Annotated in this window: 21 protein-coding genes and 1 tRNA gene; 15 read left to right on the top strand and 7 right to left on the bottom strand. The window is 67.7% G+C overall.

All coding sequences use genetic code 11. The features are described from left to right. Positions 1-88: 88 nt before the first annotated feature. Entirely contained in the window at positions 89-2,422 is a 2,334-nt protein-coding gene (locus tag ACOEQ2_RS06975) for a putative bifunctional diguanylate cyclase/phosphodiesterase (RefSeq protein ID WP_419730657.1), read from the top strand. Positions 2,423-2,474: 52 nt separating this feature from the next. Here ACOEQ2_RS06975 and ACOEQ2_RS06970 read toward each other — a convergent pair whose 3' ends face one another. Together ACOEQ2_RS06970 and ACOEQ2_RS06965 are read right to left on the bottom strand one after the other, a co-directional pair. Beyond that, positions 2,475-4,361: a S53 family peptidase gene (locus ACOEQ2_RS06970; protein WP_419730656.1), complete on the bottom strand. Its 1,887-nt coding sequence runs from the start codon at positions 4,359-4,361 to the stop codon at positions 2,475-2,477. A 235-nt stretch (positions 4,362-4,596) separates the two neighbouring features. Continuing rightward, on the bottom strand, positions 4,597-6,180 hold the full coding sequence (locus ACOEQ2_RS06965) for an APC family permease (RefSeq protein ID WP_419730655.1): 1,584 nt from the start codon (positions 6,178-6,180) through the stop codon (positions 4,597-4,599). 226 nt (positions 6,181-6,406) lie between these two features. Between ACOEQ2_RS06965 and ACOEQ2_RS06960 the strand changes: the two genes are divergently transcribed. The 11 genes from ACOEQ2_RS06960 to ACOEQ2_RS06910 all read left to right on the top strand — a co-directional run bounded on the left by ACOEQ2_RS06960 (position 6,407) and on the right by ACOEQ2_RS06910 (position 19,207). Next, entirely contained in the window at positions 6,407-6,982 is a 576-nt protein-coding gene (locus ACOEQ2_RS06960; protein WP_419730654.1) for an ATP-dependent Clp protease proteolytic subunit, read from the top strand. Between the two features lie 58 nt (positions 6,983-7,040). Beyond that, positions 7,041-7,541 carry a hypothetical protein gene (locus tag ACOEQ2_RS06955; protein ID WP_419730653.1) on the top strand — a complete coding sequence of 167 codons (501 nt, stop codon included), beginning with the start codon at positions 7,041-7,043 and terminating at the stop codon, positions 7,539-7,541. A gap of 93 nt (positions 7,542-7,634) precedes the next feature. Further along, positions 7,635-10,316 (top strand): glycosyltransferase, encoded by a 2,682-nt coding sequence (locus ACOEQ2_RS06950; RefSeq protein ID WP_419730652.1) that lies wholly within the window; start codon positions 7,635-7,637, stop codon positions 10,314-10,316. Positions 10,317-10,479: 163 nt separating this feature from the next. After that, positions 10,480-10,683 (top strand): 50S ribosomal protein L35, encoded by a 204-nt coding sequence (rpmI, locus tag ACOEQ2_RS06945; RefSeq protein WP_171833204.1) that lies wholly within the window; start codon positions 10,480-10,482, stop codon positions 10,681-10,683. A 13-nt stretch (positions 10,684-10,696) separates the two neighbouring features. Next, positions 10,697-11,056: a 50S ribosomal protein L20 gene (gene rplT / locus ACOEQ2_RS06940; RefSeq protein WP_419730651.1), complete on the top strand. Its 360-nt coding sequence runs from the start codon at positions 10,697-10,699 to the stop codon at positions 11,054-11,056. Positions 11,057-11,166: 110 nt separating this feature from the next. Next, positions 11,167-11,406 carry an AbrB/MazE/SpoVT family DNA-binding domain-containing protein gene (locus ACOEQ2_RS06935; protein WP_419730650.1) on the top strand — a complete coding sequence of 80 codons (240 nt, stop codon included), beginning with the start codon at positions 11,167-11,169 and terminating at the stop codon, positions 11,404-11,406. After that, entirely contained in the window at positions 11,403-11,753 is a 351-nt protein-coding gene (locus ACOEQ2_RS06930) for a type II toxin-antitoxin system PemK/MazF family toxin (protein WP_419730649.1), read from the top strand. Before ACOEQ2_RS06935 ends, ACOEQ2_RS06930 begins: the two co-directional genes overlap by 4 nt. 73 nt (positions 11,754-11,826) lie before the next feature. Next, entirely contained in the window at positions 11,827-12,915 is a 1,089-nt protein-coding gene (pheS, locus tag ACOEQ2_RS06925; protein WP_419730648.1) for a phenylalanine--tRNA ligase subunit alpha, read from the top strand. 3 nt (positions 12,916-12,918) lie between these two features. Further along, positions 12,919-15,435 (top strand): phenylalanine--tRNA ligase subunit beta, encoded by a 2,517-nt coding sequence (gene pheT / locus ACOEQ2_RS06920; RefSeq protein ID WP_419730647.1) that lies wholly within the window; start codon positions 12,919-12,921, stop codon positions 15,433-15,435. Positions 15,436-15,519: 84 nt separating this feature from the next. Next, entirely contained in the window at positions 15,520-17,145 is a 1,626-nt protein-coding gene (locus tag ACOEQ2_RS06915; RefSeq protein WP_419730646.1) for a restriction endonuclease, read from the top strand. A 19-nt stretch (positions 17,146-17,164) separates the two neighbouring features. Then, entirely contained in the window at positions 17,165-19,207 is a 2,043-nt protein-coding gene (locus tag ACOEQ2_RS06910; RefSeq protein WP_419730645.1) for a DNA/RNA helicase domain-containing protein, read from the top strand. Between the two features lie 674 nt (positions 19,208-19,881). On the opposite strand, the gene ACOEQ2_RS06905 is transcribed toward ACOEQ2_RS06910, so the two are convergent. After that, positions 19,882-20,409 (bottom strand): hypothetical protein, encoded by a 528-nt coding sequence (locus ACOEQ2_RS06905; protein ID WP_419730644.1) that lies wholly within the window; start codon positions 20,407-20,409, stop codon positions 19,882-19,884. 71 nt (positions 20,410-20,480) lie between these two features. Between ACOEQ2_RS06905 and ACOEQ2_RS06900 the strand changes: the two genes are divergently transcribed. The 3 genes from ACOEQ2_RS06900 (at position 20,481) to ACOEQ2_RS06890 (ending at position 23,031) form a co-directional block, all read left to right on the top strand. Further along, positions 20,481-20,969 (top strand): restriction endonuclease, encoded by a 489-nt coding sequence (locus tag ACOEQ2_RS06900; RefSeq protein WP_419731153.1) that lies wholly within the window; start codon positions 20,481-20,483, stop codon positions 20,967-20,969. Between the two features lie 84 nt (positions 20,970-21,053). Continuing rightward, positions 21,054-22,859 (top strand): translation elongation factor 4, encoded by a 1,806-nt coding sequence (gene lepA / locus ACOEQ2_RS06895; RefSeq protein WP_419730643.1) that lies wholly within the window; start codon positions 21,054-21,056, stop codon positions 22,857-22,859. 82 nt (positions 22,860-22,941) lie between these two features. Continuing rightward, positions 22,942-23,031 (top strand) — tRNA-Ser (locus tag ACOEQ2_RS06890). A gap of 375 nt (positions 23,032-23,406) precedes the next feature. On the opposite strand, the gene ACOEQ2_RS06885 is transcribed toward ACOEQ2_RS06890, so the two are convergent. The 4 genes from ACOEQ2_RS06885 to ACOEQ2_RS06870 are packed head-to-tail and all read right to left on the bottom strand — an operon-like array spanning position 23,407 to position 26,758. Continuing rightward, positions 23,407-24,141 (bottom strand): hypothetical protein, encoded by a 735-nt coding sequence (locus ACOEQ2_RS06885; RefSeq protein WP_419730642.1) that lies wholly within the window; start codon positions 24,139-24,141, stop codon positions 23,407-23,409. 2 nt (positions 24,142-24,143) lie between these two features. After that, positions 24,144-24,704 (bottom strand): hypothetical protein, encoded by a 561-nt coding sequence (locus ACOEQ2_RS06880; RefSeq protein WP_419730641.1) that lies wholly within the window; start codon positions 24,702-24,704, stop codon positions 24,144-24,146. Between the two features lie 55 nt (positions 24,705-24,759). Then, positions 24,760-25,716, bottom strand: a complete 957-nt coding sequence (locus ACOEQ2_RS06875; RefSeq protein WP_419730640.1) for a hypothetical protein — start codon at positions 25,714-25,716, stop codon at positions 24,760-24,762. Between the two features lie 4 nt (positions 25,717-25,720). Next, positions 25,721-26,758, bottom strand: coding sequence for a peptidoglycan-binding domain-containing protein (locus tag ACOEQ2_RS06870; RefSeq protein WP_419730639.1), 1,038 nt, complete (start codon positions 26,756-26,758; stop codon positions 25,721-25,723). Positions 26,759-26,762: the final 4 nt, after the last annotated feature.

The raw sequence follows: 26,762 nt of genomic DNA, 5'->3' as shown, positions 1-26,762 counted from the left end.
GATAGTTTCGAAATTATAATGCGAGTGATTTGAGTGACGCAGTCTTCGAACTTTCTGCATGTTCAGATAAACGCGGTGATCGCTTAGCGTGGTCGATACGGACGCGGACGCCGCGTCGCCAGGCCCGCCAGTCTCCGATCGCCTCAGCCTGACTCAGGTCGTGCAGAGTGCCGCGCATGCTGCCGGATGCCGGATCGGCATGGTCCTGACCGGCGTCGGCGAGCGCTTCACCCTGGTGGCGTCGTTCGGCCTCGACCCGGCGAGCGAGACCGTTCTGGACAGCCGGTTTCTGGCGAGGATCGCCGCTGGCCGGACCGGGACCGTCCTGATCCTGGACGTCGCGGGCGAGCAGCCGGATGTCGAGGTCTGGTGGCGCGCCCTGGCCGTTCGGCAGCCGGTGCCGGATTTCATCGCAGCAGTCCGGGTGATGCCGGCCGATCAGACCAGGCGCGGGCTGTTGGTCGTTGCCGATCCCGCAAGTCGGACCGGCCTGTCCGCGGCCACGACCTACGTCCTGCTGACGCACGCAGCGCAGCTCACTGCGCTGCTCGAGCTGGACGCGCTCCACCGGCCGCCCGCGGATGCCGGCTTCCGCATCGCCGGACCGCTGGACGCGCGTGCCCTGGAGCGGCTGCGGTTGCTCGAGTCCGTGGTCGTGAATGCAAACGACGCGGTGCTGATCACCGAAGCCGAGCCGATCGACCAGCCCGGCCCGCGCATCGTCTATGTCAACGCTGCGTTCACCCGGACCACCGGCTACGACGAGGCCGATGTGCTCGGGCTGACGCCACGTCTCCTGCAAGCGCCGACCACCGACCGTGCGGCACTCGACCGGCTGCGCCTGGCGCTGTCCCGCTGGGAGCCGGTCGAGCTCGAGCTGCTCAACCGTCGCAAGGATGGTAGCGGCTTCTGGGTGGAGCTCAGCATTGCGCCGGTTGCCAACGAGCAGGGCTGGTTCACCCACTGGGTGTCGGTGCAGCGCGAAATCAGCGACCGGAAGCATGCGGAGGAGAGTGCGATCCGGGCGCGGATCGTCGAAGCCGAGAACATCATGCTCGAGAAGGAGATCCAGGAGCGGCGGCGCATCCAGGCGCAGCTGAGCTTTGCCGCCTTCCACGACGACCTGACCAGGCTGTCGAACCGCGCCTTCTTCATGCGGGCCTTGACGACGGCGCTGGATCGCGTCGCACTCGACCCGGCCTACCAGGTCGGTGTGCTGTTCCTGGATCTCGACCGCTTCAAGCTGGTCAATGACAGCCTGGGCCATCAGGCCGGTGACCTGCTGCTGGTCGAGGTGGCGCGCCGCCTGCGCAGCTGCGTCCAGCCGGAGGACACGCTTGGTCGCATCGGCGGCGACGAGTTCGTCATGCTGGTCGAGACCGCTCACGACAGCTCCCGGGCGCGCCGTCTCGCGGAGCGGATCATCGAGACGATGCGACGTCCGATCTGGCTCGGCAGGCAGGAGATATTCTGCTCGATCAGCGTCGGGCTGGTGCATGCGACCGCGCAGTATCGCTCACCCGAGGAGCTCATGCGCGACGCCGACATCGCCATGTACCGGGCCAAGCGGAACAATCCCGGCAGCTACATGGTGTTTACCGATTCGATGCGCAGCGAGGCGGTCGACAAGCTGGCGCTGCAGACCGACCTCCGCCACGCGATCGCGCGCAACCAGTTCGTGCTGCACTACCAGCCGATCTGCAACGCCGAGACCGGAGCCGTGCTGGGCCTGGAGGCGTTGATCCGCTGGCAGCATCCGCAACGCGGGCTGATCTGCCCGGCGGATTTCATCGGGACTGCCGAAGAGATCGGCGAGATCGCCCGGATCGGCCACTGGGTGCTGACGCAAGCCTGCACCCGCATGCGACGCTGGCATGCGCGTTTCCCCGGATTGCGGCTCAGCGTCAACGTGTCCGGCGTCGAGTTGCGCGACGCGCGCTACGGGGCGGTCGTGCAGGCGGTGCTGGCGGAAACCGGTCTCGATCCGGATCTGCTGCAGATCGAGACCACCGAAGGCGTCTTCCTGCACCAGCCGGGACGGATCGACGGGATACTCGGTGAGATCCGGGCACTCGGCGTGCGCGTGGCGCTGGATGATTTCGGCACCGGCTACTCGTCGCTGGGTTATCTCGATCGCTACACACTGGATGCGATCAAGATCGACGGCTCGTTCGTGATGCGGATGCTGACGCGACACAGCACGATGGCGATCATCGATGCGATCATCACGCTGGGCCGGGCGCTGGATGTGGAGATCATCGCCGAAGGGGTGGAAAACGAGACGCAGCTTGCAGCGTTGCGCGGCGCCGGTTGCCGCTTGGTGCAGGGCTATCTGTTCAGCGCGCCCCTGGTGGAGCAGCAGGTCGAGCGGATGCTGGAGTCGAAGGCGGCACTGATCGAGTCGCCGCCTTCGAACTCATGATTCAGGCGCTGTTCAGGACGGCGTCCGCAGGCCGCCCCGAACTGCGTGTCGATCAGTAGACGTATTTCAGGTAGGCCAGGCCGATCGCCAGCTTGTAGGCGCTGAGGGTGCCGTTGCCGACCGCGTTGTCATAGCCGCCGATCGCGTTGTAGCCCCAGTTGTTGCCAGCCGCGATGTCGTTCGCGGTCAGGTTGCCGAGCTCGTACAGAGCCGGGTTCAGCTGGCCGACGCGGCCGCCGAGTGCCTGGGTGAACAGCGCGTTCACGCCGTTCAGCTGCGGCGCCACGAAGCTGGTGCCGCCGTAGCCGGTGATGATCTGGCCTTCCTCGATATACTGGAAACCGGATTCCGGATCGGCGTCGGTCGACAGGTCCGGGCTGTTGCGGCCGGCAAAGTTGGACGGCAGCGTGTACTGCACGACCGGGCCGGAGCCGGTATCCTGGGTCAGCTTCTGGTTCGGCCTGGTGAGGGTGATGCCCTTCACGCCGGCCTGGTACCAGGGCTGCGCGAAATAGGAGCTCACGCCGCCGCCGCCGCCGGTCGAGAAGAACAGCGAGACCGGGTCGGTGGCACCGCGTCCCTGCTGGGCTGCCTCGGCGGCGATGTAGTCCCAGCTCCAGGCGCGTTCCTGCGTGACGTAGAGATGCAGCCCGCTCTTGGTGGTGAAGGTGAACGGCGTCGTGGTGCCGCCGGCCGAGGTGACCAGCGGATCGCTCGACGGATGATCGACCGTGTAGGGCGCGTTGCAGATGGGGTTGTCGGCGCCCGGCGTGCCGGAGGTGGCGCAGCTTTCCACGGTGTCGAACGAACCGGAATCGCCGGCCGCGATGAACACCGACTGGCCCTGCAGCGCCATTTCCAGGAACGCGTCGTGGAACGCATCGAGCAGGAAGGTCTGGGCCGGCGTCTGGGTCGCGGTGTCGTAGAAGAAATGGAGTTCCGGCTGGCCCCAGCTGGAGGAGACCGTGTCGGCGATGTTGTCCGACGCAGCCGCCTCGAAGCCGTCGATGAAGTTCGCGTTGGTGTTGTTGGGCGCGATATAGACCCGCTGGTTCGCGCCGGGAGCGATCGCACCGGACTCCTCGACGTCGAGATCGGTCTCGCCTTCGCCGAGTGCGTCGCTCGGCGCGATGCTGGTGCCGCCATCGACATTCACCGTGGTGATGCGCGACTGCGAGACGTTCAGGCCGGTCTGCTTCCAGAACAGATAGGCGTCGCTCGGCTTGAAGTTGGCGAGGGTCACGATGCCGATTGTGGTGCCGCGGCCGTTGATGCCCTGGCCATAGATCGGCGTCACGCCGTAATAGTTCTCGAAATCGACCGGCAGGTAATTGCCGGGCGTGCCACCGACCAGGGCGCCGCTGACGGCACGGGCCTGCACGCCGTGCGCCTCGGCACTGGCGACGCGCATCGGATGCGGATGCGTCAGCGTGTTCAGTCCGCCGAACCCGCGCACCAGACCGGCAAGCGATGCGGGCAGCTTGAGCGGCGCGTCCGGCGCCATGCCGCTATGGCCGTTCACCGTGAACCGTTTCAGCTTCACGCCGAGCGTGCTCTCGGCAGTTCCGGTGCTGCTCACGACCTCGATGCCGAGATGGTTCGGAAACACATAGACGATGCTGTAGCCGAGCTGCTGCAGCACGGCCTCGACCTGCGCGACCTGGGCGTCGCTGTCGGCGTACTGGGCGACGAACTGCGGCACCGTCAGGAATTTATGGTAGCCGGGCGTACCGGGGATCTGCATCGCCCGTGCAGCGGCCTCGGCCTGCGCCTGGTTCTTGATCGGCAGATAGACCGTCTGCGCCAGGATGCTGCCGACCGAGATGTCGGACGCGGTGGCGGCTGCATGCCCGGTGCCGGTGCCGGCCAGCGTCACGGTCAGGGCCGTCAGGACGGAGGCGACCGAAGCCGCCAGCCGATGCTTGTAGCGAAACGACATCAATTTCCTCCAGTGCCTCGACGCTTCCCGGCAAGGCTTCTGCCTTGTGACGAAGTGACACGCGTCGTGACGAACTGTCTAGATTTTGTGCGCGGACGCTACAAGTCCGCCTGCCACCGGTTTTTCTGGAAAGTGGCAGGCGATGTACCGTTTCTGTGCAGAGCGTGTCGCATGAGCGGGCAGCACGCCCCACCGACGAGCAGTTTTCACCGGCGTCATGGCCGGCGGGGAGGTTTCAGTTGCTGGAGATCTCCGCAAGGTCCGGTGTGGCCAGGCCGCTGCGCACGCCCCAGCTGCAGAACAGCAGCGACACCACAGCCACCAGGGCCATGTCCCAGCCGAACGGGATCCAGCCCAGGCCGCCGAACTCGTGGCTGCCGATCCATGACAGCAGCGCCATCGTCGGCAGGTACAGGATCAGCCATACCGCTGCCTGCAATTCGCGGCGCAGTTCCGTGCGGCTGGCGTTGCGGCGATACCAGACATAGATCGGCAGCGACGCCACCAGCAGCAGGATGATCTCGGCGGTGAGGGGCCAGCGCGCCCAGTACAGCAGCTCCGATGCTGCGACGAACGAGAACGGCCCGAAGAAGCCGATGCCCGGCAGACGCACCGGACGGCGCAGTCCGGGGGCGGTGCGACGCAGGGTGAGGGCCGAGATCGGGATCATCAGGTAGGAGATCACGGTGGCGACGGAAATCGCCGCGGCAAGCGTGCCCCAGCCGCGGAAGAAATACAGGAACACGAACGCCACGCCGAGGTTGAACCACAGCGCCGGCCGGGGCGCGCCGTACACCGGGTCGACGCGGCCGAGGATCTCGGGCGCGGTGCCGTTGCGCTGCATGCCCACGATCATCCGCGAGGTGCTGGCCATGTAGGCGCTGCCGGTGCCGCTCGGCGACAGGAATGCGTCGAAGTACAGCAGCATCGCCAGCCAGTTCAGGTTGAAGGCAAGCGCCAGCTGGGCGAACGGCGAGGAGAAGTTGACGTGCGCCCAGCCACCCGCCGAAAGCAGGTGCGCCGGGTCGATCGCTCCGAGATAGGCCACCTGCAACAGCAGGTACACGACGGCCGAGATCGCCACCGAGCCGAGCACCGCGAACGGGATGGTGCGATCCGGATTGCGCGCCTCGCCGGCCATGTTGAGCGGGCTCTGGAAGCCGTTGAAGGCGAAGATGATGCCCGACGTGGCCACCGCGGTGAGCACGCCGGCGCCGCCTGCCGGGAAAAAGCCGCCGCTGCCGGGCGAGCTGCCGGTGACGTTGCCCGGGTGGAAGGCGCTGAAGATCAGGGCGATGCCGGTGAGGGCGGGGACGACCAGCTTGAAGATGGTGATGAGCGCGTTCGACCGCGCGAACACCTTCACGCTCCAGAAGTTGATCAGGAAATAAACCACGACCAGGAAGCCTGCCATCACCAGGGCGATCGGGGTGAGGTGGCCGTCGACGTAGAGGTTTTGCGCCCATTTATAGGGCCAGGAACTCATGTACTGGACCGACGCCTCCGCCTCGACGGAGATCGAGCTGGCGATGGCGATCCAGTTGGCCCAGGCGGCGAGGAAGCCGACGAGGGGTCCGTGGGAGGTGCGCGAATACCGCACCATGCCGCCCGAAACCGGGAACATGCCGCCGAGTTCGGAGGCGACGCCGGCGATGACCAGCACGACCACCGCACCGATGATCCAGGCGAGGATGGCGGCGGGTCCGGCGATGGAGGCGGCCCGCTCGGCGCCGAACAGCCAGCCGGAGCCGATGATCGAGCCGAGCCCGGTGAACAGGAGCGGCCAGCCCCCGATCTCGCGCTTGAGGGGAGTGGGCATGGGTGTCGTGGCTCCTGGACGGCTCTGATTGTCGGGCAGGATGACCGCGAAACGATGGCAGGTGAAGACGGGAAGTTCGGTGCGAGGTGAACGCGGTGAAATGGCCGCCGTGGAACGAGCGGCGTCGGACGCGAGGTGGCGCAACGGGAGAGGGTGCGTATCTGCCGGTTGCGAAGCCGATGGCGACATTTATAAACTGCTCTTGCGGCAACGGATGCGATCGACCTTGAGAACGACGGCCTGGCTGCTCCTCGCGATCGTCGGCCTTCCAGTCTGCTGCACGCCCGCATCGGCGGCCGATTTCCGCCGGATCGATATCGGCCCCGAGCGCTCGCTCGTCCTGATCGAGGGCATGATCCTGCCGGGCGATACCGATCGGCTGACCCGCTTCCTGCTCACCTCGCTCGACAACCACCACCTGGCCGCCTTCGCCTTGAGCAGCCCGGGCGGCGTGGTCGGCGAGGGGGCGCGGCTTGGTGAACTGATCCGGCGTATCGATGCGGCGGTCGTGGTCGGCGCTCATGCAGACTGTGAGTCGGCGTGTTTCCTGCTGTTTGCCGCCGGTGCCAGGCGCGCCGCCATGCCGAGCGCCAGGATCGGCATCCACAGCGCGGAAAACCTTGCCGGTGACGAAACGACCGGGGCGATGGCAGCGACCCTGGAAATGGCGCGGCTCAGTATTCGCTGGGGTGTTCCGGACGAGATCGTCAGCCGCATGATCTCGACCGGTCCGGCTTCGATCGCGTTCCTGACGCCTGCCGAGCTTCGCAGGATGAACGTCACCATCGGCAACGCATCCTGAGTTTCATCGATCAATAGGCAACGAATTCATGCATGTCCGTCCGTTTTCCCGAGCCCTGGTGGCAACCGGATTCACGATCCTGGTTGCCGGTCTGACAGCCGGATGCGAATCCCCGCCAGGCAGCGACGCCGACCTCTCGAAGCTTGCCGCGGTAGCCCCGGCGCAGGCCAAGCGCCCGAGTGCGCTCACCATCATCGATGGTCCGGGCGGCACCAGGCGCGTGCTGGCGAACCTGGATTTCCTGCTGTCGCCGGATCGCAACGAGGCGCAGCTGGTATTCCACGCCAGCCTCAATCCGGACTGCTCCGATGTGGATGGTGTCGACATCAAGATCACGTTGCCGCCTCAGCACGGCACTGCGACGGTGGTGCACGGCCCCGGCTATGTGGCCGAGGTCGCGAATACGCCGTTCGCCAAGTGCATGAGCTCGGCCCATGTCGGCAAGCGCGTCGTGTATCGGCGCGATCCGGGCTTCGTCGGTGTCGATCAGCTGACATACGACGCCTATTTCCCGAACGGTTCGTCCATCGAGGTGCATTACAAGCTCGTCTCCCAGTAGTGCCGAGAAAAATCGGGGGCATCTTCACGCGTTGTTAGGAAGCCATGGCGCACAACCGGGGGGTGATGCGGCACTTCCCCGGCAGGATGATCCATGGCCCCCCAAGCACTCGTCGATCAGACGCAAACGGGCTCGCGGACACTGCGTGTGGAGGGGCCGCTCACGTCGCGTGACGCCGATGCGATCCCGCATCAGCGGCTGGCGCTGCACCTGCTGCAGAATGGTGGCGCCGGTCTTGCCGATCATGCGTCTCCTGGCCGGACCAGGCATCTCGCGGCCACCGCCGATCCCGGCCTGTCGGACGCCGATCGCGAGCAACTGACACGTCAGCTCGCCGCCGCTGCCGTCGATGCCGTGCCGGGCGTCGTCTATCGCTTTGGCTGGCCGTATCGGGCGGCGGCGCCCGGCGATCGGAGCCGCGGTCTCAGCTTCATTGCCACCGATACCGGCCTGACCGCAGCGGACTTCGCGCCCGGTTCATTCGGATCGAGCGGCTTCACGCAGAATGGCGGCCTGATCGTCACGCCGTCGCATTGGTCACGGACACGCCTGGTCGAGAGCGGCTACGCTCCGGACGCGGTGCACGTCGTGCCGTTCGGCGTCGACCCGGCCGTATTCCACCCGATCACCGAGGCGGCTCGCCAGCTGGGCCGTGCCGGGCTTGGCTGCGCGCCGGACGAGATCCTGTTCCTGCACATGGGCGCCGCGAGCTGGGCGAATGGCGCCGATCTGCTGCTGCGGGCTTTTGCGGCCCTGCGGGTGCGTGGCCATCGCGTCCGGCTGCTGCTGGCCGACAGCTCGGATCCCGATGGCCTCGCAGTCCATGAGATGCTGCTGCAACTCGCCCCGATTTGCCCCGATCTCGGCCGGGACATCACCCGCGCCGCCATCACGATCCTCTCCGGTGCCCATGCGCCGTCGCTCTACGGAGTGGCCGATTGTCTTGTTGCACCGGTGCGCGCCACCTCGTTCGCGTTGCCGGTGCTCGAGGCGATCGCCTGCGGCACCCCGATCATCGTGCCGCGTGGTGGAGCGGCCGACGATCTGTTCGCGGATGCGGCGGACGGTGTGCACCTCGGCTGGCGAATTTCCGCCGAGCCCGCGTCGGATGGCGACGTCGGGGTCGGTGTGGGGGCCGGACGACGCTGGATCGAGCCGCAGCTCGAGGCACTGATCGCCGCCATGGCCGAGGTCGGCTGCCGAACCGGTCCGGATCCCGCGCTCAGCGTGGCGGCGCGCGATCGGGTGTTGCACCTGTTCGGCTGGGCCCGCGCAGCCTACGCGCTCAGAACCTTGTCGGCAGGCATGGTCGGCCCCGAGACGCCGGATATCCGGATCAGGCTCAACAGCTTCGACGTGTTCGACACGCTGATCGCCCGCCGCTGCCTCGAGCCGTGGCGGATCTTCGAGCAGGTCGGGGCCCAGGTCGGCATTCCCGGCTTCGTGCAGGCGCGGCTGATGGCGGAGGGGCAGCTTGCGGGCCGCGCCTACACCCTGGACGACATCTACGTCTCGCTCGCCGGGCTGTGGTCTCTCACGCCGGACCAGGCGGACTGGCTGAAATCGCTCGAGCTCGCGGCCGAGATCGACAACGTCATTCCGATTGCCGAGAACATCGACCAGGTGCGGCACGGCGACCTGCTGATTTCCGACATGTATCTGCCGGAGCCGGCGATCCGCTCCCTGCTGGCGGCGGCTGGCCTGGACAAGCGGGTCGGGCTGATCGTGTCCACCCGCGGCAAGCGCGAGGGCCTGATCTGGCCGCGCATCGCCCCCACCGTCGATATCGCTCGCCACCTGGGCGACGACGTGCTCGCCGATGTCGAGATGCCGACGCGCTTCGGCATCCCGTCGGTGCGGACCGAGGTCGCCACGCCGAGCCTGGTCGAGGGCTGGCTGATGCAGGCCGAGCTGCGTCCGCTGGCGCTGCTGGTGCGCGAGGCACGGCTCCGCAGCACGCACGAGGATCCGGTGATGCGCGGGCTGCAGCGCATCCAGGTCGATCTCAACCTGCCGATCCTGCTGCTATCGACGATCCAGCTCTTGCGCGTCGCCGGCGAGATCGGCGCCGATCGGCTGCTGTTCTGCAGCCGGGACTGCGATCTGTGGCTGGAGCTGTTCCGGGCACTCCGGCCCCCGGGTGGCGGGCCCGCTATCCCGGCCGAGTACTTCTACACCAGCCGGATCGCCAGGCTGGGTGCGTCGCCGGACTACCTGGCCTATGCCCGGGATCGGATCGGCGCCCGTGGGCTGCTGGTCGATGCCTGCGGTACCGGCTGGTCGGCGTCCCACCTGCTGCAATCGCTCGGCCGGCTGGATGCGCATGCCTTCTTCATCCACCAGTGCGCCCCGCTTGCCGTCTATGAGCAGAGCGCGCCGACGCCCCGGGGATGCACGATCCACGCGGTCATCCATCCTGAGAGCGCAATCCCGAATGTCGGCATCGAGATGGTCAACACGGCGGAGCATGGCTCCGTGAGTGACGTCAGGACCATCGCCGGCGCCGTCGTGCCGGTGCTGGGACAGGGTTATGCCGACCCTGCCGTGCGCCGCGCGATCGGGTTGCAGCGTCGGGCCTTCATGGCGGCATTGTCGGTGCTGACGCGCCACGACCTCGGCGCCCTGTTCGAGCTGAGCCCGGAGCGCATCGCCAGCGTCGTGCAGCCGCTTTACGAACACCTGCACGCGCAACCGGAGCTGCGGTCGGTGTTCCTGGCCGAGTTCCGCAGGGAGACGCGGGAGGTTCATGCGACGCTCAACGTGCCGTTGGCATAAGCGCCTTCAGGGAACTTGATCCTGGGGGCTCGAGGCCCTAAACACCCTTCCCTGATCGCGCGTCCGGGCCTGGAATGGGCATGCCCGGCCGCGACGGCTGTCCTGTGGCCCGCGGTGGGCCACCTCCTAAGGGAGAGGGCAGCTCCACCGGTAGGAGACCAAAATGCCCAAGATGAAGACCAAGTCGTCGGTCAAGAAGCGGTTCAAGATCACCGCGACCGGCAAGGTGCTCGCAGGTCCCGGCAACAAGCGCCACGGCCTGATCAATCGCTCGCAGAAGATGAAGCGGTCCAACCGCGGCAGCCAGGTGCTTGCCGAGCAGGACGGCAAGACTGTGAAGCAGTGGGCCCCCTACGGGCTGGCCTGAGGAGCACTGACAGATGGCACGCGTAAAGCGGGGCGTAACCACACACGCCCGTCACAAGAAGGTCCTGGCGCAGTCCAAGGGCTTCGTCGGTCGCTCGTCGACCAACTACCGCATCGCGCTCGAGCGTTTGGAGAAGTCGCTCCAGTACGCCTATCGCGACCGTCGCAACAAGAAGCGCGACTTCCGCGGGCTCTGGATCCAGCGCATCAACGCCGCGGTTCGCGAACACGGCCTGACCTACAGCCGCTTCATCGCCGGGCTGAACAAGGCCGAGATCGAGATCGACCGCAAGGTGCTTGCTGCGATCGCGTTCGATGATCCCGCGTCCTTCGCCGAAATCGTCAAGAAGGTGCAGACCGCCATCGCCGCCTGACCAGCTGTCTCGACGTCTTCAGAAAAGGCTGTTCCCACCGGGGCAGCCTTTTTTGTTGTGGTTCACCCGGCACTTGGGCTATCTAATGGCTATCCAACAGTGAGGGTGCCATGCAGGTGCAGCTGACGCGATGGGGCAACAGCCTCGGCATGCGGATACCCAAGGATTTCGCGCAGCGGTTCGGACTGGCCGACGGCATCCAGGTCGAGGTCGAAGCGGAATCCGATCGGATCGTGATCTTGGTTGCGCGGCCGCGATACGCGCTGGCCGATCTGCTGGTCGGCATGACTCCGGACGCGATGTCGGACGCCTTCGACTGGGGCCGGGACCTCGGGCGCGAGGCCGGTTGAACGAGCCTGGCCCCGTTCCACAGGCCGGCGATCTGATCTGGCTGGATCTGGATCCGCGCACCGGGCGTGAGCAGAGTGGTCGCCGTCCGGCACTGGTCGTGTCGCCGGCGCCGTTCTGGGAGGCGACGCGGTTCCTGATCGTGTGCCCGATCACCAACCGGGTGCGGCCGTTCCCGACCAGTGTCGTGCTGCCTGACGGCCTGGCCATCGCCGGCGAGATCCTGACCAGCCATGTCCGCAGCATCGACACGCTGGCGCGTCCGTTCGAGCTTGCCGGCATCTCCATCACGCCGGCGCTGCTGGCCGAGGTCAGGGGCAAGCTGGCGGCGCTGACGGGGATCGGCTGAGCCTTCTGGTCGCCTCGAGGCTTATCCGCTAACCACGTCCCCCCGGCATTTTTGCGCCGGCCTGAGGACGACGATGCCCGACGATCTCGACACGCTGAAGCAGGACACTCTGGTCGCCCTCGAGGCCGCCTCGGACGCACGCGCGTGGGACGCCGTGCGGGTCGGCACGCTCGGCAAGTCCGGCCGGTTGACGTCGCTGCTGAAGGAGCTGGGCAAGGCTGCCCCCGAGGAACGCAAGGCCCGCGGCGCCGCGCTGAACGCCCTGCGCGACGAATTGGGTGCGGCGATCGAGGCGCGCGGGCGGGCGTTGGAGGCGGCGGCACTGGACGTGCGGCTACTGGCCGAACGCGTGGACGTGACGCTCCCCGCGCCACCGGAAACCCTCGGTTTGATCCACCCGCTGAGCCGCACCATCGAGGAGATGGTGGCAATCTTCGGCGCGATGGGCTTCTCGGTCGCTGAGGGGCCGGACATCGAGACCGACTGGCACAATTTCTCCGCCCTCAACACGCCGGCGCATCATCCGGCGCGCACCGACCACGACACCTTCTATCTGCCGCCGCTGGCGGGTGAGGGTCCGGCGAGCCGGGTGCTGCGGACCCAGACCTCGGGCGTGCAGATCCGCACCATGCTGTCCGCGCCGCCGCCGATCCGCATCATCGTGCCGGGCCGCACCTACCGCGCCGACCACGACGCCACCCATTCGCCGATGTTCCACCAGTGCGAGGGGCTGGTGATCGGGCCGGCCTCGGGCGAGGGCGCGATCACGCTCGGGCACCTGAAGGGCACGGTGATCGAGTTCCTGCGCGCGTTCTTCGGCCAGCCGAACCTGCCGATCCGGTTCCGTGCCTCGTATTTCCCGTTCACCGAGCCCTCGATGGAGGTGGATATCGGCTGGAGCCGGCAGACCGGCGAGATCGGTGGGGGCGCGGATTGGCTCGAGGTGCTGGGCTCCGGGATGGTGCATCCGCGGGTGCTGGCGAATTGCGGGCTGGACCCGCGCGAGTGGCAGGGGTTCGCGTTCGGCATGGGCGTCGAGCGGCTGACGATGCTGAAGCACGGCATCCCCGACCTGCGCTCGCTGTACGAGAGCGACCTGCGCTGGCTGCGGCATTATGGCTCCAGTCCGTTGTCGCCGGCCATGCTGCATGAGGGGATCTGAGCGATGAAGTTCACCCTGTCCTGGCTGCGCGACCACCTCGACACGCATGCGACGCTCGACGAGCTTACCGCGCGGCTGAACCAGATCGGCCTCGAGGTCGAGGGCGTGGAGAACCGTGGCGCCGCGCTGGCGCCGTTCCGGACCGCGCGGATCCTGTCCGCCGAGCAGCACCCGAACGCCGACCGGCTGCGCGTGTGCCTGGTCGATGCCGGGCTGGAGGGGCTGGATGGGGCGCCGGCACCGGTGCAGGTGGTGTGCGGGGCGCCGAACGCGCGGACCGGGATCTCGGTGATCTTCGCGCCCCCGGGCACCTACATTCCTGGCAGCGACATCACCATCAAGGCCGGGGAGATCCGCGGCCAGAAGAGCGATGGCATGCTGTGCTCGCTGCGGGAGCTGGGGCTCGGCACCGAGCATGACGGCATCGCCGAGCTGCCCTCCAACACCACGCCGGGCCAGTCGTACGCCAACTTCGCCGGGCTCGACGACCCGGTGATCGAGATCGCCATCACGCCGAACCGAGGCGATGCGCTTGCGGTACGGGGCATTGCGCGCGACCTGGCGGCAGCCGGCATGGGTCACCTGCGGCCTTGGCTGGCGCAGACCGTGGAGGGCACGTTCGACAGCCCGGTGACGTGGGAGAACGCCTTTCCCGAGGCCTGCCCGTATGTGCTGGGCCGTACCATCCGCGGCGTGCGCAACGGGCCGAGCCCGACCTGGCTGCAGGAGCGGCTGACGGCGGTGGGCCTGCGTCCGATCAGCGCACTGGTGGATGTCACCAACTTCTTCGCCCTCGATCTCGGGCGGCCGCTGCATGTGTTCGACGCCGACCTGGTGACGGGTGGCGTACTGACGCTGCAACGTGGCGCCGGCGAAACCTTGCGTGCGCTGGATGGCCGCGACTACGTCGCCGACCCGGAGGATTGCGTCATTGCCGACGCGGCGGGGGTGCAGTCGTTCGCCGGGCTGATGGGCGGCGAGGCGACCGGGGCGTCGGACACCACGACCTCGGTGTTCGTCGAGTGCGCGCTGTTCGAGCCGGTGCGGATTGCCTTGTCGGGTCGGCGGCACGGGCTGAACTCGGACGCCCGCCAGCGCTTCGAGCGCGGCATCGATCCGGCGCTTCCGGTGGCAGCGCTGGAGGCTGCGACCCGGATGATCATCGAGCTGTGTGGCGGCGAGGCGAGCGAGGTCGTGTCGGCGGGCGCGGAACCCACCTGGCAGCGCGAGGCGAGCTTGCGGTTCGCGCGGATTGCCGGGCTGGGCGGCCTCGACGTGGACCCGGACGAGGCGGTGCATGCGCTCGAGACGCTGGGCTTTGCGGTTCGGTCGCGTGACGACGAGCGGGCGATATTCGACGTGCCGTCCTGGCGCAACGACATCGCCGCGCCGATCACGCTGGCACTGCAGCCGGGTGCCGATCGCGACGAGGCGGCGGCCCTGGCAGGCGTGGCGGCGGTGGAAGCGGAATGCGACCTGATCGAGGAGGTGCTGCGGCTGGCCGGGCTGGATGCGGTGCCGCCGGTGTCGCTGCCATCGCTCGGACCGGTGCCGCTGCCGTCACTGACGCCGCGGCAGGTCCGCAGCACCACCGCGCGCCGGCTGCTGGCCTCGCGCGGGATGGCCGAGTGCATCGGCTTCAGCTTTACAGCGCGCGCCCATGCGGCGCGGTTCGGGGACGCGCCCGAGAGCCTGCACCTGCTGAACCCGATCGCGGCAGACCTAGACCAGATGCGGCCGACGCCGCTCGCCACGCTGGTGCAGGCGGCCGGACGCAACGCCGCGCGCGGCCTGGCCGACCTTGGGCTGTTCGAGATCGGCGCCGGCTTCACCGAAGGTGGCCCCGTGCCCGGCGGCCCAATCTTTGGCGGGCAACGCTTGATCGCGGCGGGACTGCGGACGGGTCGTAGCGCGCGCCATATCGGCCGTCCCGCACAGGAGGTGTCCGTGTGGGACGCCAAGGCGGACGTGATGGCGCTGCTGACGGCGCTGGGCGTGCCCGTGGAGGCCGTTTCGATCACCGCGGACGCGCCGGCGCATTACCATCCCGGGCGGTCCGGCGTGCTGCGTCAGGGGCCGAAGATCGTGCTCGGGCATTTCGGCCAGCTGCATCCGGGCCTCAGCCAGAGCTGGAGCCAGGCCGGCAGCCAGGGTGGGGCGGCGGTGGCGTTCGAGCTGTTCCTTGATGCGGTGGCGGACCCGAAGCGGCGTCGCAAGGCGGCACCGGATCTGCCATCGCTGCAGCCGGTGCGTCGCGATTTCGCATTCCTGGTCGGGATTTCGGTGACGGCGGAGGCGGTGCTGCGGGCGGCGCGGGGTGCTGAGCGGACACTGATCGCCGGAGTGAGCCTGTTCGACCTGTACGAGGGTGAGCGGCTGCCGGACGGCATGAAGTCGCTCGCCCTGGAGGTTGTGTTTCAGCCGCGCGAGCATACCCTGACCGATGCGGAACTGGAGGCGGCATCGGCGAAGGTGGTTGCTGCGGTGGCGAAGGCGACCGGGGCGAGTTTGCGTCGCTGAGGGCGCGCCGTCGAGCGGGTGCTCTCACCTCCTGTTAGCGGAACGATCCGGCCTGCGGAACGTCGAGGTCGAAAGGGGGAAACCATGAAGCGTCGCATGCCGACGGCGATCCTGTTGCTGCTGGGATGCATCCCTGCGGCATCCGCGGCGCCGTATTACGAGGTCCGCCACACCGCCTATGGCTGCGTCGATCCGCATGCCGCCCTCAGCCTGAGCAGCCGTTTCGGCCGCTTCCATCCGGTGGGTTGGACGCAGCAGGTTCGCGAGGCGGGGCGGTGCTTCCTGCTGACGCCGAAGATGCGGCTCGAGATCCTCGAGCACGCGACCGGCGTCGCACTGGTGCGCCGCGTGCCGCCGCATATCGGCGAGCCACCGATCTACGTGGTGTCAAGCGACATCCGGGCCGCCCAGGCGCCGGTTGTGGAGCGATCGCGGCATCGCTCGGAACGACCAGCGACACGCGCCGAGGCCGACAGCACGGCCGCCCGAAGCGCGCCGGTCACGGCGCCGGAGCAGGCGGCACCCGCGGTTGCACCGGCGCCGGTTGCGGCACCCCCGGTTGCGGCACCCCCGGTTGCAGCGGGCCCGGCTGCTGCTGCCCCGGCTGCTGTGGCGCTGGGCGGGTCGGCAGAAGCGACGCCATCGCCGGTGTCTGCGCCTCCGGCCCCAGCGGGACGGCAGCCCCCCGCAGCTGTGGTCGACAGCCCACAGGCGCCCGCTGCCACGACAGCTGCTTCTCCGCCGGAAGGTGTCACGCCGCCGGCCTCGACAGCGACGGCAGGTAACCAGGCATCGGCTCAAGCTCCCGCTCCCGCTCCGATCGCATCCCCGGCCTCTCCCGCGACGGCTTCGGGTGACGCAACGACGTCCGCGCTGCCCTCGGCTCCTGTTCCGGTCCCCACGCATGTCTCCAAATCGGACGCAGGCGCTCAGGCCTCCGCAGCCGCCCCGACGCCCGTGTCACCTGCACCCGTGACACCGTCGCCCGCGACACCGGCACCCGCGACACCAGCTTCCGAGCCTGCTCCGGCGCCCGCTGCGGACGCTCCCGCTGCCCAACCGGCCTCTCCGACAACGCCGGCAGCAACGGCGACCCCTGCGGCCCCGATCGTCGCGCCTGCTGCGTCGCCGTCGGCTCCGGCCGCGGCCGGCGTTCCAGCCTGGCCGCCGCATGACCGGCAGGGCAACACGGCACATCCCGGCCGCGCGCTGCTGTTCGGTGTGTTGGTGACGCTGCTGCTGCTGGCGTTCGTGCTGGCCGCGTTTGTCGTGGCCCGCCGGCGCCGCCATTTCGCGCATGTCGAGGATGCCGGCTGGCCACCGAACGAGGATGATACGATCACGGCACCCGTCGTGAAGACCGCCGCCGATCTCGATGCTACGCTGACGCCGCAGGAATTCCGCAAGATCTGCGCGGCCGAGTTGGAGCGTGCCGGCTGGGCGACGCAGCTCGGCTTGAACGGTGGCGGCAATGGCCCGGATATCGTCGGCCACCGGGCGGACGCATTGCTGGCGGTGCGCTGCCGGCTGTCGCGCACGGCGATCACCGGCGAGATGGTCGACGAGGCGGCGGAGATGGGCAAGCGCCACGATGCCGCGATGACGGCACTGGTCTCGAACGCGCCGTTCTCGCAGCGGGCGCGTGACGAGGCGTTCCGCCACCGGGTGCATCTGCTGCGCGACACCGAACTCGCGGTGTTCATCAGCTGACGCGAGCCGGCCGCTCCGGATGACAGCCTGGTGGTCCGGACGTGCCGGCTCGTTCCTGGAGCTTTCCGAAACGCGGCTGCTGGAAACGCTGGCGGAGCGAGCCGTCCGCCGGTTCCGGATCAACGAAGTGCAGCAGCTTCGCGCGTGGGAAATCCAGCTGCCGCTCCTGAAGGACACGCTGCGACGGCTGGATGACGTTGCCAGCTGGCACGTGCTGCTGGAGTTCGAGATCCCGCGGCTCGGCGGCCGGATCGATGTCGTGCTGCTGTCGCCGCGGGCAGTGTTCGTCATCGAGTTCAAGGTGGGCGCCGACCGGTTCGACGTGGCCGACCAGCTGCAACTTGAAGGGTATGCGCTCGACCTGCAGGATTTCCACGCCGGCTCGCGCAGCCAGCCGATTCTGCCGATCCTGGTCGCCACAGAGGCAGCCACGCCGTTTCCGACGCTGCCGTTCCTGATCGGCGGCTGCGCGCCGTTGATGCTCGCGAACGGGAAAAGCCTCCCGGATCTCGTGGGTTCGCTCGATCGCCTGGTGCCGGCTGTCGGTCACGCGCTCGACGCCGCCGCATGGGAGCTCGCTGCGTATCGGCCGGTGCCGAACGTCATCGAGGCGGCCTGCCTGCTTTACGATCGGAACAACGTCGCCGAGATCGCCAGCGCGCGGGCGGATGCGTTCAACCTGACCCGGACTGCCGATCGCATTGCCGCCATTCTCGCCCGGGCCCGTGCCGACAACGCGAAGGCGATCCTGTTCGTGACCGGCATTCCCGGCGCCGGCAAGACCTTGTGCGGCCTCAACGTCGCCTTCTCCCGAACCGAGGGCGAGGCGGATGCGGTGTTCCTGACCGGTAACCCGACACTCGTGCATGTGCTGCGCGAGGCGCTGGTGCGGGATGCGGTGGCAAAATCGGAAAAACGAGCGCCGGCTGCACACAGGATGAAAGGCGTGATCCAGGCGCTGCCGAAGTTTCGCGACGACAACGTGAAGTCCGGCAAGACGCCGCCCGAGCGCGTGGTGGTGATCGACGAGGCGCAGCGGAGCTGGACCGAGGCGCACGCGATTGCCCACACGCGCGATCGTCCGGTGCAGCTGGATCGGTCGGAGCCGGCGCATGTGCTGGATATCATGGCGCGGCATGAGGGTTTCGCCGGCATCGTCTGCCTGATCGGCAACGGACAGGAAATTCATGACGGGGAGGGCGGCCTTGCGGAATGGGGATTGGCACTTGTGCCGCGGCCGGAGTGGCGCGTGTTCGTCTCGGAGTTTTCGCTAGTACACCCGGAGCCGCGAAATCGGCTGGCGGCGCTGGATGGCCTGCATGTCGAACCGGCGCTGCATCTGACGGTGCCGGTGCGGTCGTTGCGTCATGATGCGACGCCGGCCTGGGTCGATGCGGTGTTGCGCGGGGACGTCGCGGCGGCGCGGCAGGTCATTGCACAGGACGGACCGGTGCCGTTCCGCCTGACGCGCGACCTCGACATGCTGCGCTGCGGATTACGTGCGAGCGCACGTGGCGTGCATCGTGCGGGTCTGGTAGCGAGCGCGGGTGCGCGGCGCCTGCGGGCGGAGGGGCTCGGCTGCGAATTGCCGCATATGGATCCTCAGGCCGTGGCGCGCTGGTTCCTCGAAAGCTGGTTGCGGGATCGTGATGTGCGGGCCTCGGATTCGCTGGAAATCGTGGCGACGCAATTCTCGGTGCAGGGACTCGAGCTCGACCAGGTTGGTGTTTGTTGGGACGCGGACCTGATCCGCGCGGTGGGCGGTGCGGCCGAATCCGGGCCGTGGCAGGCGCGCTCGTTTCGTGGCACGCGGTGGCAGATCGCGCGCGATGCGGACAAGATCGCCTGGCGGCTGAACACCTACCGCGTGCTGCTGACCCGGGCGCGCTACGACACCATCATCTGGGTGCCGCGCGGTGATCCTGACGATCCAAGCCGCGATCCCGACATTTTCGATCGCATCGCCACGTTCCTCGTGGGGTGTGGCGTCCGCAGCCTGCTCGAGCCGTCGGCGCCACGTGGTGTGGAGCCTGCGCCGCAATTGACGCTCTTGATGCCGTGATCCGACGCACTGCGGCCAAGCTGCGGCTTGCGTGCCCTATTGAAGGCAAAATAACGTGCCACTCCTGCCAGTACCGGAACGATCGGGGGCTCCGGACGTCCAGGCCACGGAGGGGACACCAATGGAGCGTCGTTTGGCTGCGGCGGCACTTCTGCTGCTTGCCGCATCGCCGGCAGCGGGTGCTGCTTCATACTACCAGGTCGGCCACACGCTCTATGGCTGCGTCGATCCGAGGGCCACGTTGGCGCTGCATGGCCCGGAGGCGCGCGCCCGGGGCCGCGACTGGGTTCGGTATGTCCACAGTGCGGGTCGCTGCTTTGTTCTGTCCCCGGCGCTTCGGCTCGAGGTGATCCTTCAGCAGGGCGGGCTCGTGCTGCTGCGTCGCGTGCCGCCGCGGCCTGGCGAGCCTCCGGTGTACGTCCTTGCAGGTGAGATCCGCCCGGCAGCGCGTGTGGCAATCGGGCCGCCGGCGCCGCCGCACATGGCGATGGTCGATGCGCCACCGCCGGGACCGGCAACCGGCGCTCTGCCCACGCCGCCGGTTGCCGTGACGGCTGACGCACCGGTCCAACTCGCGCCCAGGCCCCAGGCGGCGCCGGGTCCGCAGGCTCCCGCCGCATCGATACCGGCTGCACCAATGCAGTCGGCACCGGCTCCGGCGCAGCCTGCACCGGTCATGGCCGCTGCATCTGTCTCCGATCAGGCGGCGGCAACGGCACCTTCGCCGACGCCGGTAGCGGCTCCATCGTCCACGGCGTCCCCGGCACTTCCCGCAGCCGCGTCTCCGAGCGCTGAAACAGCACCCGCACCCGCAACACCCGCACCCGCAACACCGGCACCCGCAACACCGGCACCCGCAACACCGGCACCCGCAACACCAGCACCCGTAACGGCGCCACCTGCAACGGCGGCACCTGCAACGGTGGCACCCGCAGCACTGGCACCCGCAACGCCGGCGGTGCCTTCTGAGCCGCCACCCTCAGCACCGGCATCCGACGCATCGGCCTTGCCCGCCGCCCCAACATCCGCGGCATCGGCACCCGCAACGGCGGCACCCGTAACGCCGCCACCCGCGCCGCCGCCGGTGCCCTCGGCGTCGCCACCCACAGCACCGGCATCCGAGGCATCGGCCTTGCCCGCCGCCCCAACATCCGCGGCACCGGCTCCCGCAACGCCCACACCAGCATCGGCAGCGGGTGCAACGGTGCCCGCCTGGCCGCCGAATGCGGGGACGGGCCGGGCGGGATCCGGGAGCTATGGTCCGTTGATCGGCGTGCTGCTCGGGCTGCTGTTGCTGGTGTTCGTCATCGGCGCCGCAGTCGTCGCGCGTCGGCGCAAGCACTTCGCGCATGTCGAGGATTCGGGCTGGCCGCCGAACGAAAGCGGCGTGGCACCCGCGATCCCGGCCGGAGCCACCGCCCGGCCGGAGCCGGTGCCGACGCCGCAGGAGTTCCGCCGCCTCTGCGCCGCTGAGCTCGATCGCGCCGGCTGGACGACGCAAATGGGGTTCACCGGCGGCGGCGTCGGGCCGGACATCGTCGGCAAGCGTGCGGGCACCATGCTGCTGGTGCGCTGCCGGCAGTCGCGCAGCGCCATCACCGGCGAGATGGTCGACGAAGCCGCGGCGATGGGCGCCAGGCAGGAGGGGGCGGTCACCGCGCTGGTCTCGGACGCGCCATTCTCCGGACGGGCACGCGCGGAGGCGCTCCGGCAGCGGGTGCATCTGCTGCGCGACACCGAGCTTGCCGAGTTCGGGCGCTGATCCGCTGCAGGGCCGGCGCATGATGAAAGGCCGCTGCCGCGCGCCTTGCTGACTTTTGCGCCGGTTTCGCCTATCTGTGCGCGCATGACCGACACGCCGCTCGCCCTGATCCGCAACTTCTCGATCATCGCCCATATCGACCATGGCAAGTCCACCCTCGCCGACCGGCTGATCCAGGTCTGCGGCGGGCTGACCGAGCGCGAGATGACCAACCAGGTCCTCGACAACATGGATATCGAGCGCGAGCGCGGCATCACCATCAAGGCGCAGACCGTCCGGCTCGACTACCCGGCCAAGGACGGCAAGACCTACGTGCTGAACCTGATGGACACCCCCGGCCACGTCGATTTCGCCTATGAGGTGAGCCGGTCGCTGGCCGCCTGCGAGGGCTCGCTGCTGGTGGTGGATGCCTCCCAGGGGGTAGAGGCGCAGACGCTCGCCAACGTCTACCAGGCGCTCGACGCGCACCACGAGATCGTGCCGATCCTGAACAAGATCGACCTGCCGGCCGCAGAGCCGGAGCGGGTGCGCCAGCAGATCGAGGACGTGGTCGGCATCCCGGCCGATCATGCGGTGGAGATCTCGGCCAAGACCGGCATCAACATCGAGGGCGTGCTGGAGGCGCTGGTCACCCGGTTGCCGCCGCCGACCGGCGATGCGGATGCGCCGCTGAAGGCGCTGCTGGTGGATAGCTGGTACGACGCCTATCTCGGCGTGGTCATCCTGGTGCGGATCAAGGACGGGCACCTGAAGCGCCACGCCAAGATCCGCATGATGGCCAAGGGGACCGTGCACACCGTCGAGCAGGTGGGCGTCTTCACCCCCGCCATGAAGCCGGTCGACGAGCTCGGGCCTGGCGAGATGGGCTACATCACGGCTGCGATCAAGACAGTCGCGGATTGCAACGTTGGCGACACCATCACGGAGGATCGCCGTCCGGCACTCGAGGCGCTGCCCGGGTTCAAGCCGTCGGTGCCGGTGGTGTGGTGCGGGTTGTATCCGATCGACGCCGACGACTTCGAGAAGCTTCGCGAAAGCCTGTCGCGGCTGCGGCTGAACGATGCGAGCTTCCATTACGAGGCCGAAACCTCGGCGGCGTTGGGTTTCGGGTTTCGCTGCGGGTTCCTCGGGCTGCTGCATCTGGAGATCATCCAGGAGCGGCTCTCGCGCGAATTCGATCTCGACCTGATCGCGACGGCGCCGTCGGTGGTGTACAAGCTGCACCGCACCAACGGCGAGACCGAGGAGCTGCACAATCCGGCCGACATGCCGGACGGCTCGGTGATCGCCAGCATGGAGGAGCCCTGGATCAAGGCCACCATCATGGTGCCGGACGAATATCTCGGCGCGGTTCTGACGCTGTGCAACGACCGTCGCGGCCGCCAGGAGGATCTGACCTATGTCGGCAACCGGGCGATGGCGGTGTACCGGCTGCCGCTGAACGAGGTGGTGTTCGACTTCTACGACAAGCTGAAATCGGTCAGCCGCGGCTATGCCAGCTTCGACTACGCGATCGACGGGTACGAGGAGAGCGACCTCGTGCGCATTTCCATCCTGGTCAATCTGGAACCGGTGGATGCGCTGTCCTTCATCGCCCACAAAGGTGCGGCCGAGACACGCGGCCGGTCGATCTGCGCCAAGCTGAAGGAGCTGATCCCGCGGCAGCTGTTCAAGATCGCGATCCAGGCGGCGATCGGCAGCCGGGTGATTGCCCGCGAGACCATCGGCGCTTTGTCCAAGGACGTGACCGCGAAGTGCTACGGCGGCGACATCAGCCGCAAGCGCAAGCTGCTGGACAAGCAGAAGGAGGGCAAGAAGCGGATGCGCCAATTCGGCAAGGTGGAGATCCCGCAGACTGCCTTCCTCGCGGCCCTGAAGATGGAGAGCTGACGCGGCGGTTCCGCCCTTGCTTCGGAACCGGACTTTGCTATTGTCCGCCGCCCTGACCGTCTAGCGGTCGGATCGCGGGCGAGGACGGGTGGCCGAGTGGTTTAAGGCGCACGCTTGGAAAGCGTGTGTGCGTGAAAGCGTACCGTGGGTTCGAATCCCACCCCGTCCGCCAGGCGAACATCTGAAGCAGTGTAATCAGTCGGGACGAACGTTTCAGCTCCTGCTGCATGCAAAGCATTCCGCTGTCGGAAGCTTGGTTCAGCCCACTGCGCGGCAACCAGACATGACGTGCCTCGGTCGTCTAGCGCCGTTTCGTTCGATCGTGCTTATCGATCGGATAACGGCGCTCTCCGAATCGACAAGCTGGAGCTTTTCTCCGATCCGTTCCGATCGGAAGAAGCCCTAGTACGCGTTCCAGGCCGGCTTGGTGTCCGGTGCGCGGCAGTTCGACGTCCAATGGAATTCTCTCGGGTGGACAGCTCACAGGCGCATTGTCCGGCGAAGTCGAGAGGCAGATACAGGCCATAAACCTACGCGCGCGCCAAACCTACTTCACCGTTGCGGAGTGTGAGCCGAGACCTTCGGACTCTGCTCCGGTGCCGGATGTCGGATCGATCGGAGCCATACCGTCCTCCTCCAGATCGGTGTCGTGGACGAAGAGGCGGATGGCAGCGGGCCATGCCCCGGGGTGGGCGCTGAAGGCGGCGGCCATCTGGATCAGGCGCCAGTTCCTGGTGCTGGCCATCGTCACCAGCGGCTCGGTCGCGGATGCGAAATTGCCTGGTTGCGGACGAACCACAACCACATGACCGGGCTTGCGGACGAGGTTCCCGGTCGCGGGATCGGTGACGGCCGGTTGCAGGTAACCGCCGACGACGAGCTTTCCGGCATTCGCCAGCTCGACCGCGCGTGCGATGACGGCAGGATCACCCGACGTGCCGAGCGGCTGCCAGCCGGATGCGGTGGCGGCGGGCCCGGGATAGTCGCCGCCATCGAGCCAGGCCACCTGCGCATTGGCCAGCAGCTCCTGCGGATGGCTGGGTGGCCGCAGGATATAGATGTCGAGATCGAGCGCCACCGCTGCAACGAACGCACTGCAATGGGTGTGATCCTCCGGGGTGGAGCCGTCGGCACCGTTCTGCTGGCCGGTCTGCCAGACGATGTGGTGGCCGGCGATCCACTTCGTCTCGACCGACATGTCATCGAGGAATTGCTCCAGGCGCAGGCCACCAGCGGAGAGGCCGGCAACCGCACCCGCGGCGTCCACAGGGAGGTCTGCCATGATCAGGCAACTCCCGTCTGCGCGGCCGCGACGTCGCCGCCGGTTGCCGGATCGGCTTGAGTGGCGTCGGCAGACGGGCTTTGCGACCCCAGTGCGACGGCGACGTCGTCGGACAGGATGGTGCCGTCATCCAGCAATGCAACCGGGGAGGCTTGCTGGAGCATCTCGACCGAGAACGAGATCGGACTGGTCAGAACGGAAACGCCGCGGCAGGCGCTTGCCTGGAACTGCAGCTTGCGGTCCGTCAACTGGCCGCCGGTCTGCACCGACACCGTCATGGTTATTGTCGCGATCCCGCCGTCCTTGACGAAAAGATTGGTGGTGATGTCGTAATGCACGACCGTCGCATGCAGGTTCGCAAAAGTCTGCTGGGTCGCAGCATCGACATCGCCGAGGTCCACCTCCTCGGTCTCGAGGCAGACATAGCCGATGGTGCCGATCGCATTCGCCGCACTGGTGAAGCCGTTGCCATCGATCCAGACGCTGACCAGCGCGTAGGCCAGTCCGAAATCCGTTTTGGGGATGGTGATCGCCTCACCGCCGAAAAAGAGTTTGATACGCATGTTTCAGGTCCTTTGGTTTGTGAGACTTGGAGGGGGATAAATCGACGCGGATCCATCAGTCCGTGCTGCTATCGGCTGCGTCGGCGCGCGCGGGCTTCGGCCCGGCAGCACGCAGATCGGTCAGGTTTTTCAGCAGGCCGAACCAGAACGGTGCGCCGAGCGACACGGCCAGGGCCGTTACGATCCAGCCGACAATCGTCTGCGCGCCGATCGCACCGTGCCAGCCGAATGGCAGCGGCTGGTTCTGCAGCGCACTGAACGTCGCCTGCAACTGCGAGGCGGGATCGGCAGTCGAAGCGTGCGCGGCAACATCATTGGCACTCGCGACGAGGGCCGCCCGGCTGACCGGCAGGTCCCAGAGCAGACGCGCGAGATGGAGCCCGTCGACATTGAGCGCCACCGCCAGCAGCGACCCGATGACAAGCATGACGTATTGCGAAAAGCGTTTGTAGATGCCGCTGAGACGGTCCATCGCGTCGTCGAACCAGGTCTCGATGCTGCTGCGCAGGCGATCGAGATCACCACCCGCGTCGTGCACGAAGGTCGTGAGCGTCGTCTTGAGGTCGCCCGCCGGGAGCGATGCGATGGTCGCCTCGGCCTGGCTGAACGCCGGCAGCGAGGAGCCGTCACGGAGCGCGTCGAGCAGCGCCATCGCGAAGGTTTGGGCGGACAGGTAGGAGGGCAGCGAGTTCGGCGTGTCATGCAGAAGCGGATGGTTGGTCAGGCGCTCGGTGACGCGTGACAATACCGGGTCCTGTGCTGCGGCCTTCAGTGCCGACGGCGCGGCAGCCCCCTTGGTCAGATGCGCGTGCAGCCAGTCGCCGATCCCCTGCCAAGTGAAGCCCGCAGCAGGATCGTTGTTGATGAGGACATCGATCGACTTGTTCAGGTAGGTGCCACGCCACTTGAACAGGCCGGCGATGATCTCCTGCACGCCGCTGGCAATCAGCGCCAGCAGGAAGAAGGTGACCGCGAGACCGATCGCGACATCGAGAATGGTGCCGATCTGCATGACACTAAGCCTCCATCGAGGGTTGCGGGCCTGCCAGCAGGTTCAGCAGGATTCGGGCCTGGTAATTGAAGGAGTTCGGACCGGCGCCGTTGTAGCGTCGGATCGCGTACGGCCAGTCGCACAGGAAGCCGGCGCGGTCCGGGACGCCCTGGTAGTGCGTTTCGGAATAGGCGTGACCCTCGCCATAGGTCTGGCTGGCGCCGGCATAGACCGGTGTCGTCGACGCGATGTCGATCCTGGTTGTCTGTTGCGCGCAGGTCCGGCAGTCCGTCATGTACCGGGGGTCGGTCGGTGCGTAGCGGCAGATGCGCAGCGGCAGCAGGCGATGTTCCGCCGTGCGATCGTCGGCGCCTGCCGTTCCGAGCACAAAATGACCGAATTTGTCGGCCAGGTTGGCGGTGGCCTGCGCGATGTTCTGCGCCGGATCGGCAATGACCTGCGCCGCTTCGTCGGCACGCGGCGGATGATGGAACAGCGTGTACTGGGCAACGCCGTAGCCGCGCGAGGTGACCGCATCGGCGGCACCGTTCCGGTCCAGGCCGATCGTCAGGTAGTTGTCGCTATCGTTCGTGGATGGAGGCACCGCGTAATGCCGGCCACCGGTCTCCTGCGCGATGATCGCCAGCAGGAAAGGGATCGGCGCCTCGGTGCTGCGGAGAGCGGCGATCGCAGCCATCACTGCATGGTTGGCGGCCGCCGGATCGTCATGGTTCGGCAGCTTGATCACCCGCTCGTCGGCGAGCAGCGCCTCGATGCTGTCGGCCAGCGCCGGATCCACGACGCCGGTCACGGAGCCGACGCCGCGGTTGTAGCTGGTGATCGCGACCGGCGCGTCGCCGTCGCCGGCGGTGGAGTGACCGGCATTGTGCAGCAGGTCGTATTGCAGGGCGCGCACGGCGCTGCGGGTGCCGTCGCTGAAGACGCCGTCGATGCTGCGCTGCAGATAGCCGAGCTGGCGCAGGTCGTGCTGCAGCGCCTGCACGAGGCTGCGAGCGGGATCGCTGGACCGGCCTAGACCGGCCGTTCGATAGGCGAGTGCCATGTCA

Origin of the sequence: Lichenicola sp. (genome assembly GCF_965198575.1) — a bacterium.
Lineage (GTDB): Bacteria > Pseudomonadota > Alphaproteobacteria > Acetobacterales > Acetobacteraceae > Lichenicola.
Note: the sequence above shows the minus strand (reverse complement) of the source record. Positions and strands in the feature narration are given on the sequence as shown.

Bases quoted from the DNA above. Each gene is read 5' to 3' on its own strand.
- ACOEQ2_RS06970 (WP_419730656.1), bottom strand. From the start codon at position 4,361: ATGTCGTTTCGCTACAAGCATCGGCTGGCGGCTTCGGTCGCCTCCGTC.
- ACOEQ2_RS06965 (WP_419730655.1), bottom strand. From the start codon at position 6,180: ATGCCCACTCCCCTCAAGCGCGAGATCGGGGGCTGGCCGCTCCTGTTC.
- ACOEQ2_RS06950 (WP_419730652.1), top strand. From the start codon at position 7,635: ATGGCCCCCCAAGCACTCGTCGATCAGACGCAAACGGGCTCGCGGACA.
- rpmI (WP_171833204.1), top strand. From the start codon at position 10,480: ATGCCCAAGATGAAGACCAAGTCGTCGGTCAAGAAGCGGTTCAAGATC.
- rplT (WP_419730651.1), top strand. From the start codon at position 10,697: ATGGCACGCGTAAAGCGGGGCGTAACCACACACGCCCGTCACAAGAAG.
- ACOEQ2_RS06935 (WP_419730650.1), top strand. From the start codon at position 11,167: ATGCAGGTGCAGCTGACGCGATGGGGCAACAGCCTCGGCATGCGGATA.
- pheS (WP_419730648.1), top strand. From the start codon at position 11,827: ATGCCCGACGATCTCGACACGCTGAAGCAGGACACTCTGGTCGCCCTC.
- pheT (WP_419730647.1), top strand. From the start codon at position 12,919: ATGAAGTTCACCCTGTCCTGGCTGCGCGACCACCTCGACACGCATGCG.
- ACOEQ2_RS06915 (WP_419730646.1), top strand. From the start codon at position 15,520: ATGAAGCGTCGCATGCCGACGGCGATCCTGTTGCTGCTGGGATGCATC.
- ACOEQ2_RS06910 (WP_419730645.1), top strand. From the start codon at position 17,165: ATGACAGCCTGGTGGTCCGGACGTGCCGGCTCGTTCCTGGAGCTTTCC.
- lepA (WP_419730643.1), top strand. From the start codon at position 21,054: ATGACCGACACGCCGCTCGCCCTGATCCGCAACTTCTCGATCATCGCC.
- ACOEQ2_RS06885 (WP_419730642.1), bottom strand. From the start codon at position 24,141: ATGGCAGACCTCCCTGTGGACGCCGCGGGTGCGGTTGCCGGCCTCTCC.
- ACOEQ2_RS06880 (WP_419730641.1), bottom strand. From the start codon at position 24,704: ATGCGTATCAAACTCTTTTTCGGCGGTGAGGCGATCACCATCCCCAAA.
- ACOEQ2_RS06875 (WP_419730640.1), bottom strand. From the start codon at position 25,716: ATGCAGATCGGCACCATTCTCGATGTCGCGATCGGTCTCGCGGTCACC.
- ACOEQ2_RS06870 (WP_419730639.1), bottom strand. From the start codon at position 26,758: ATGGCACTCGCCTATCGAACGGCCGGTCTAGGCCGGTCCAGCGATCCC.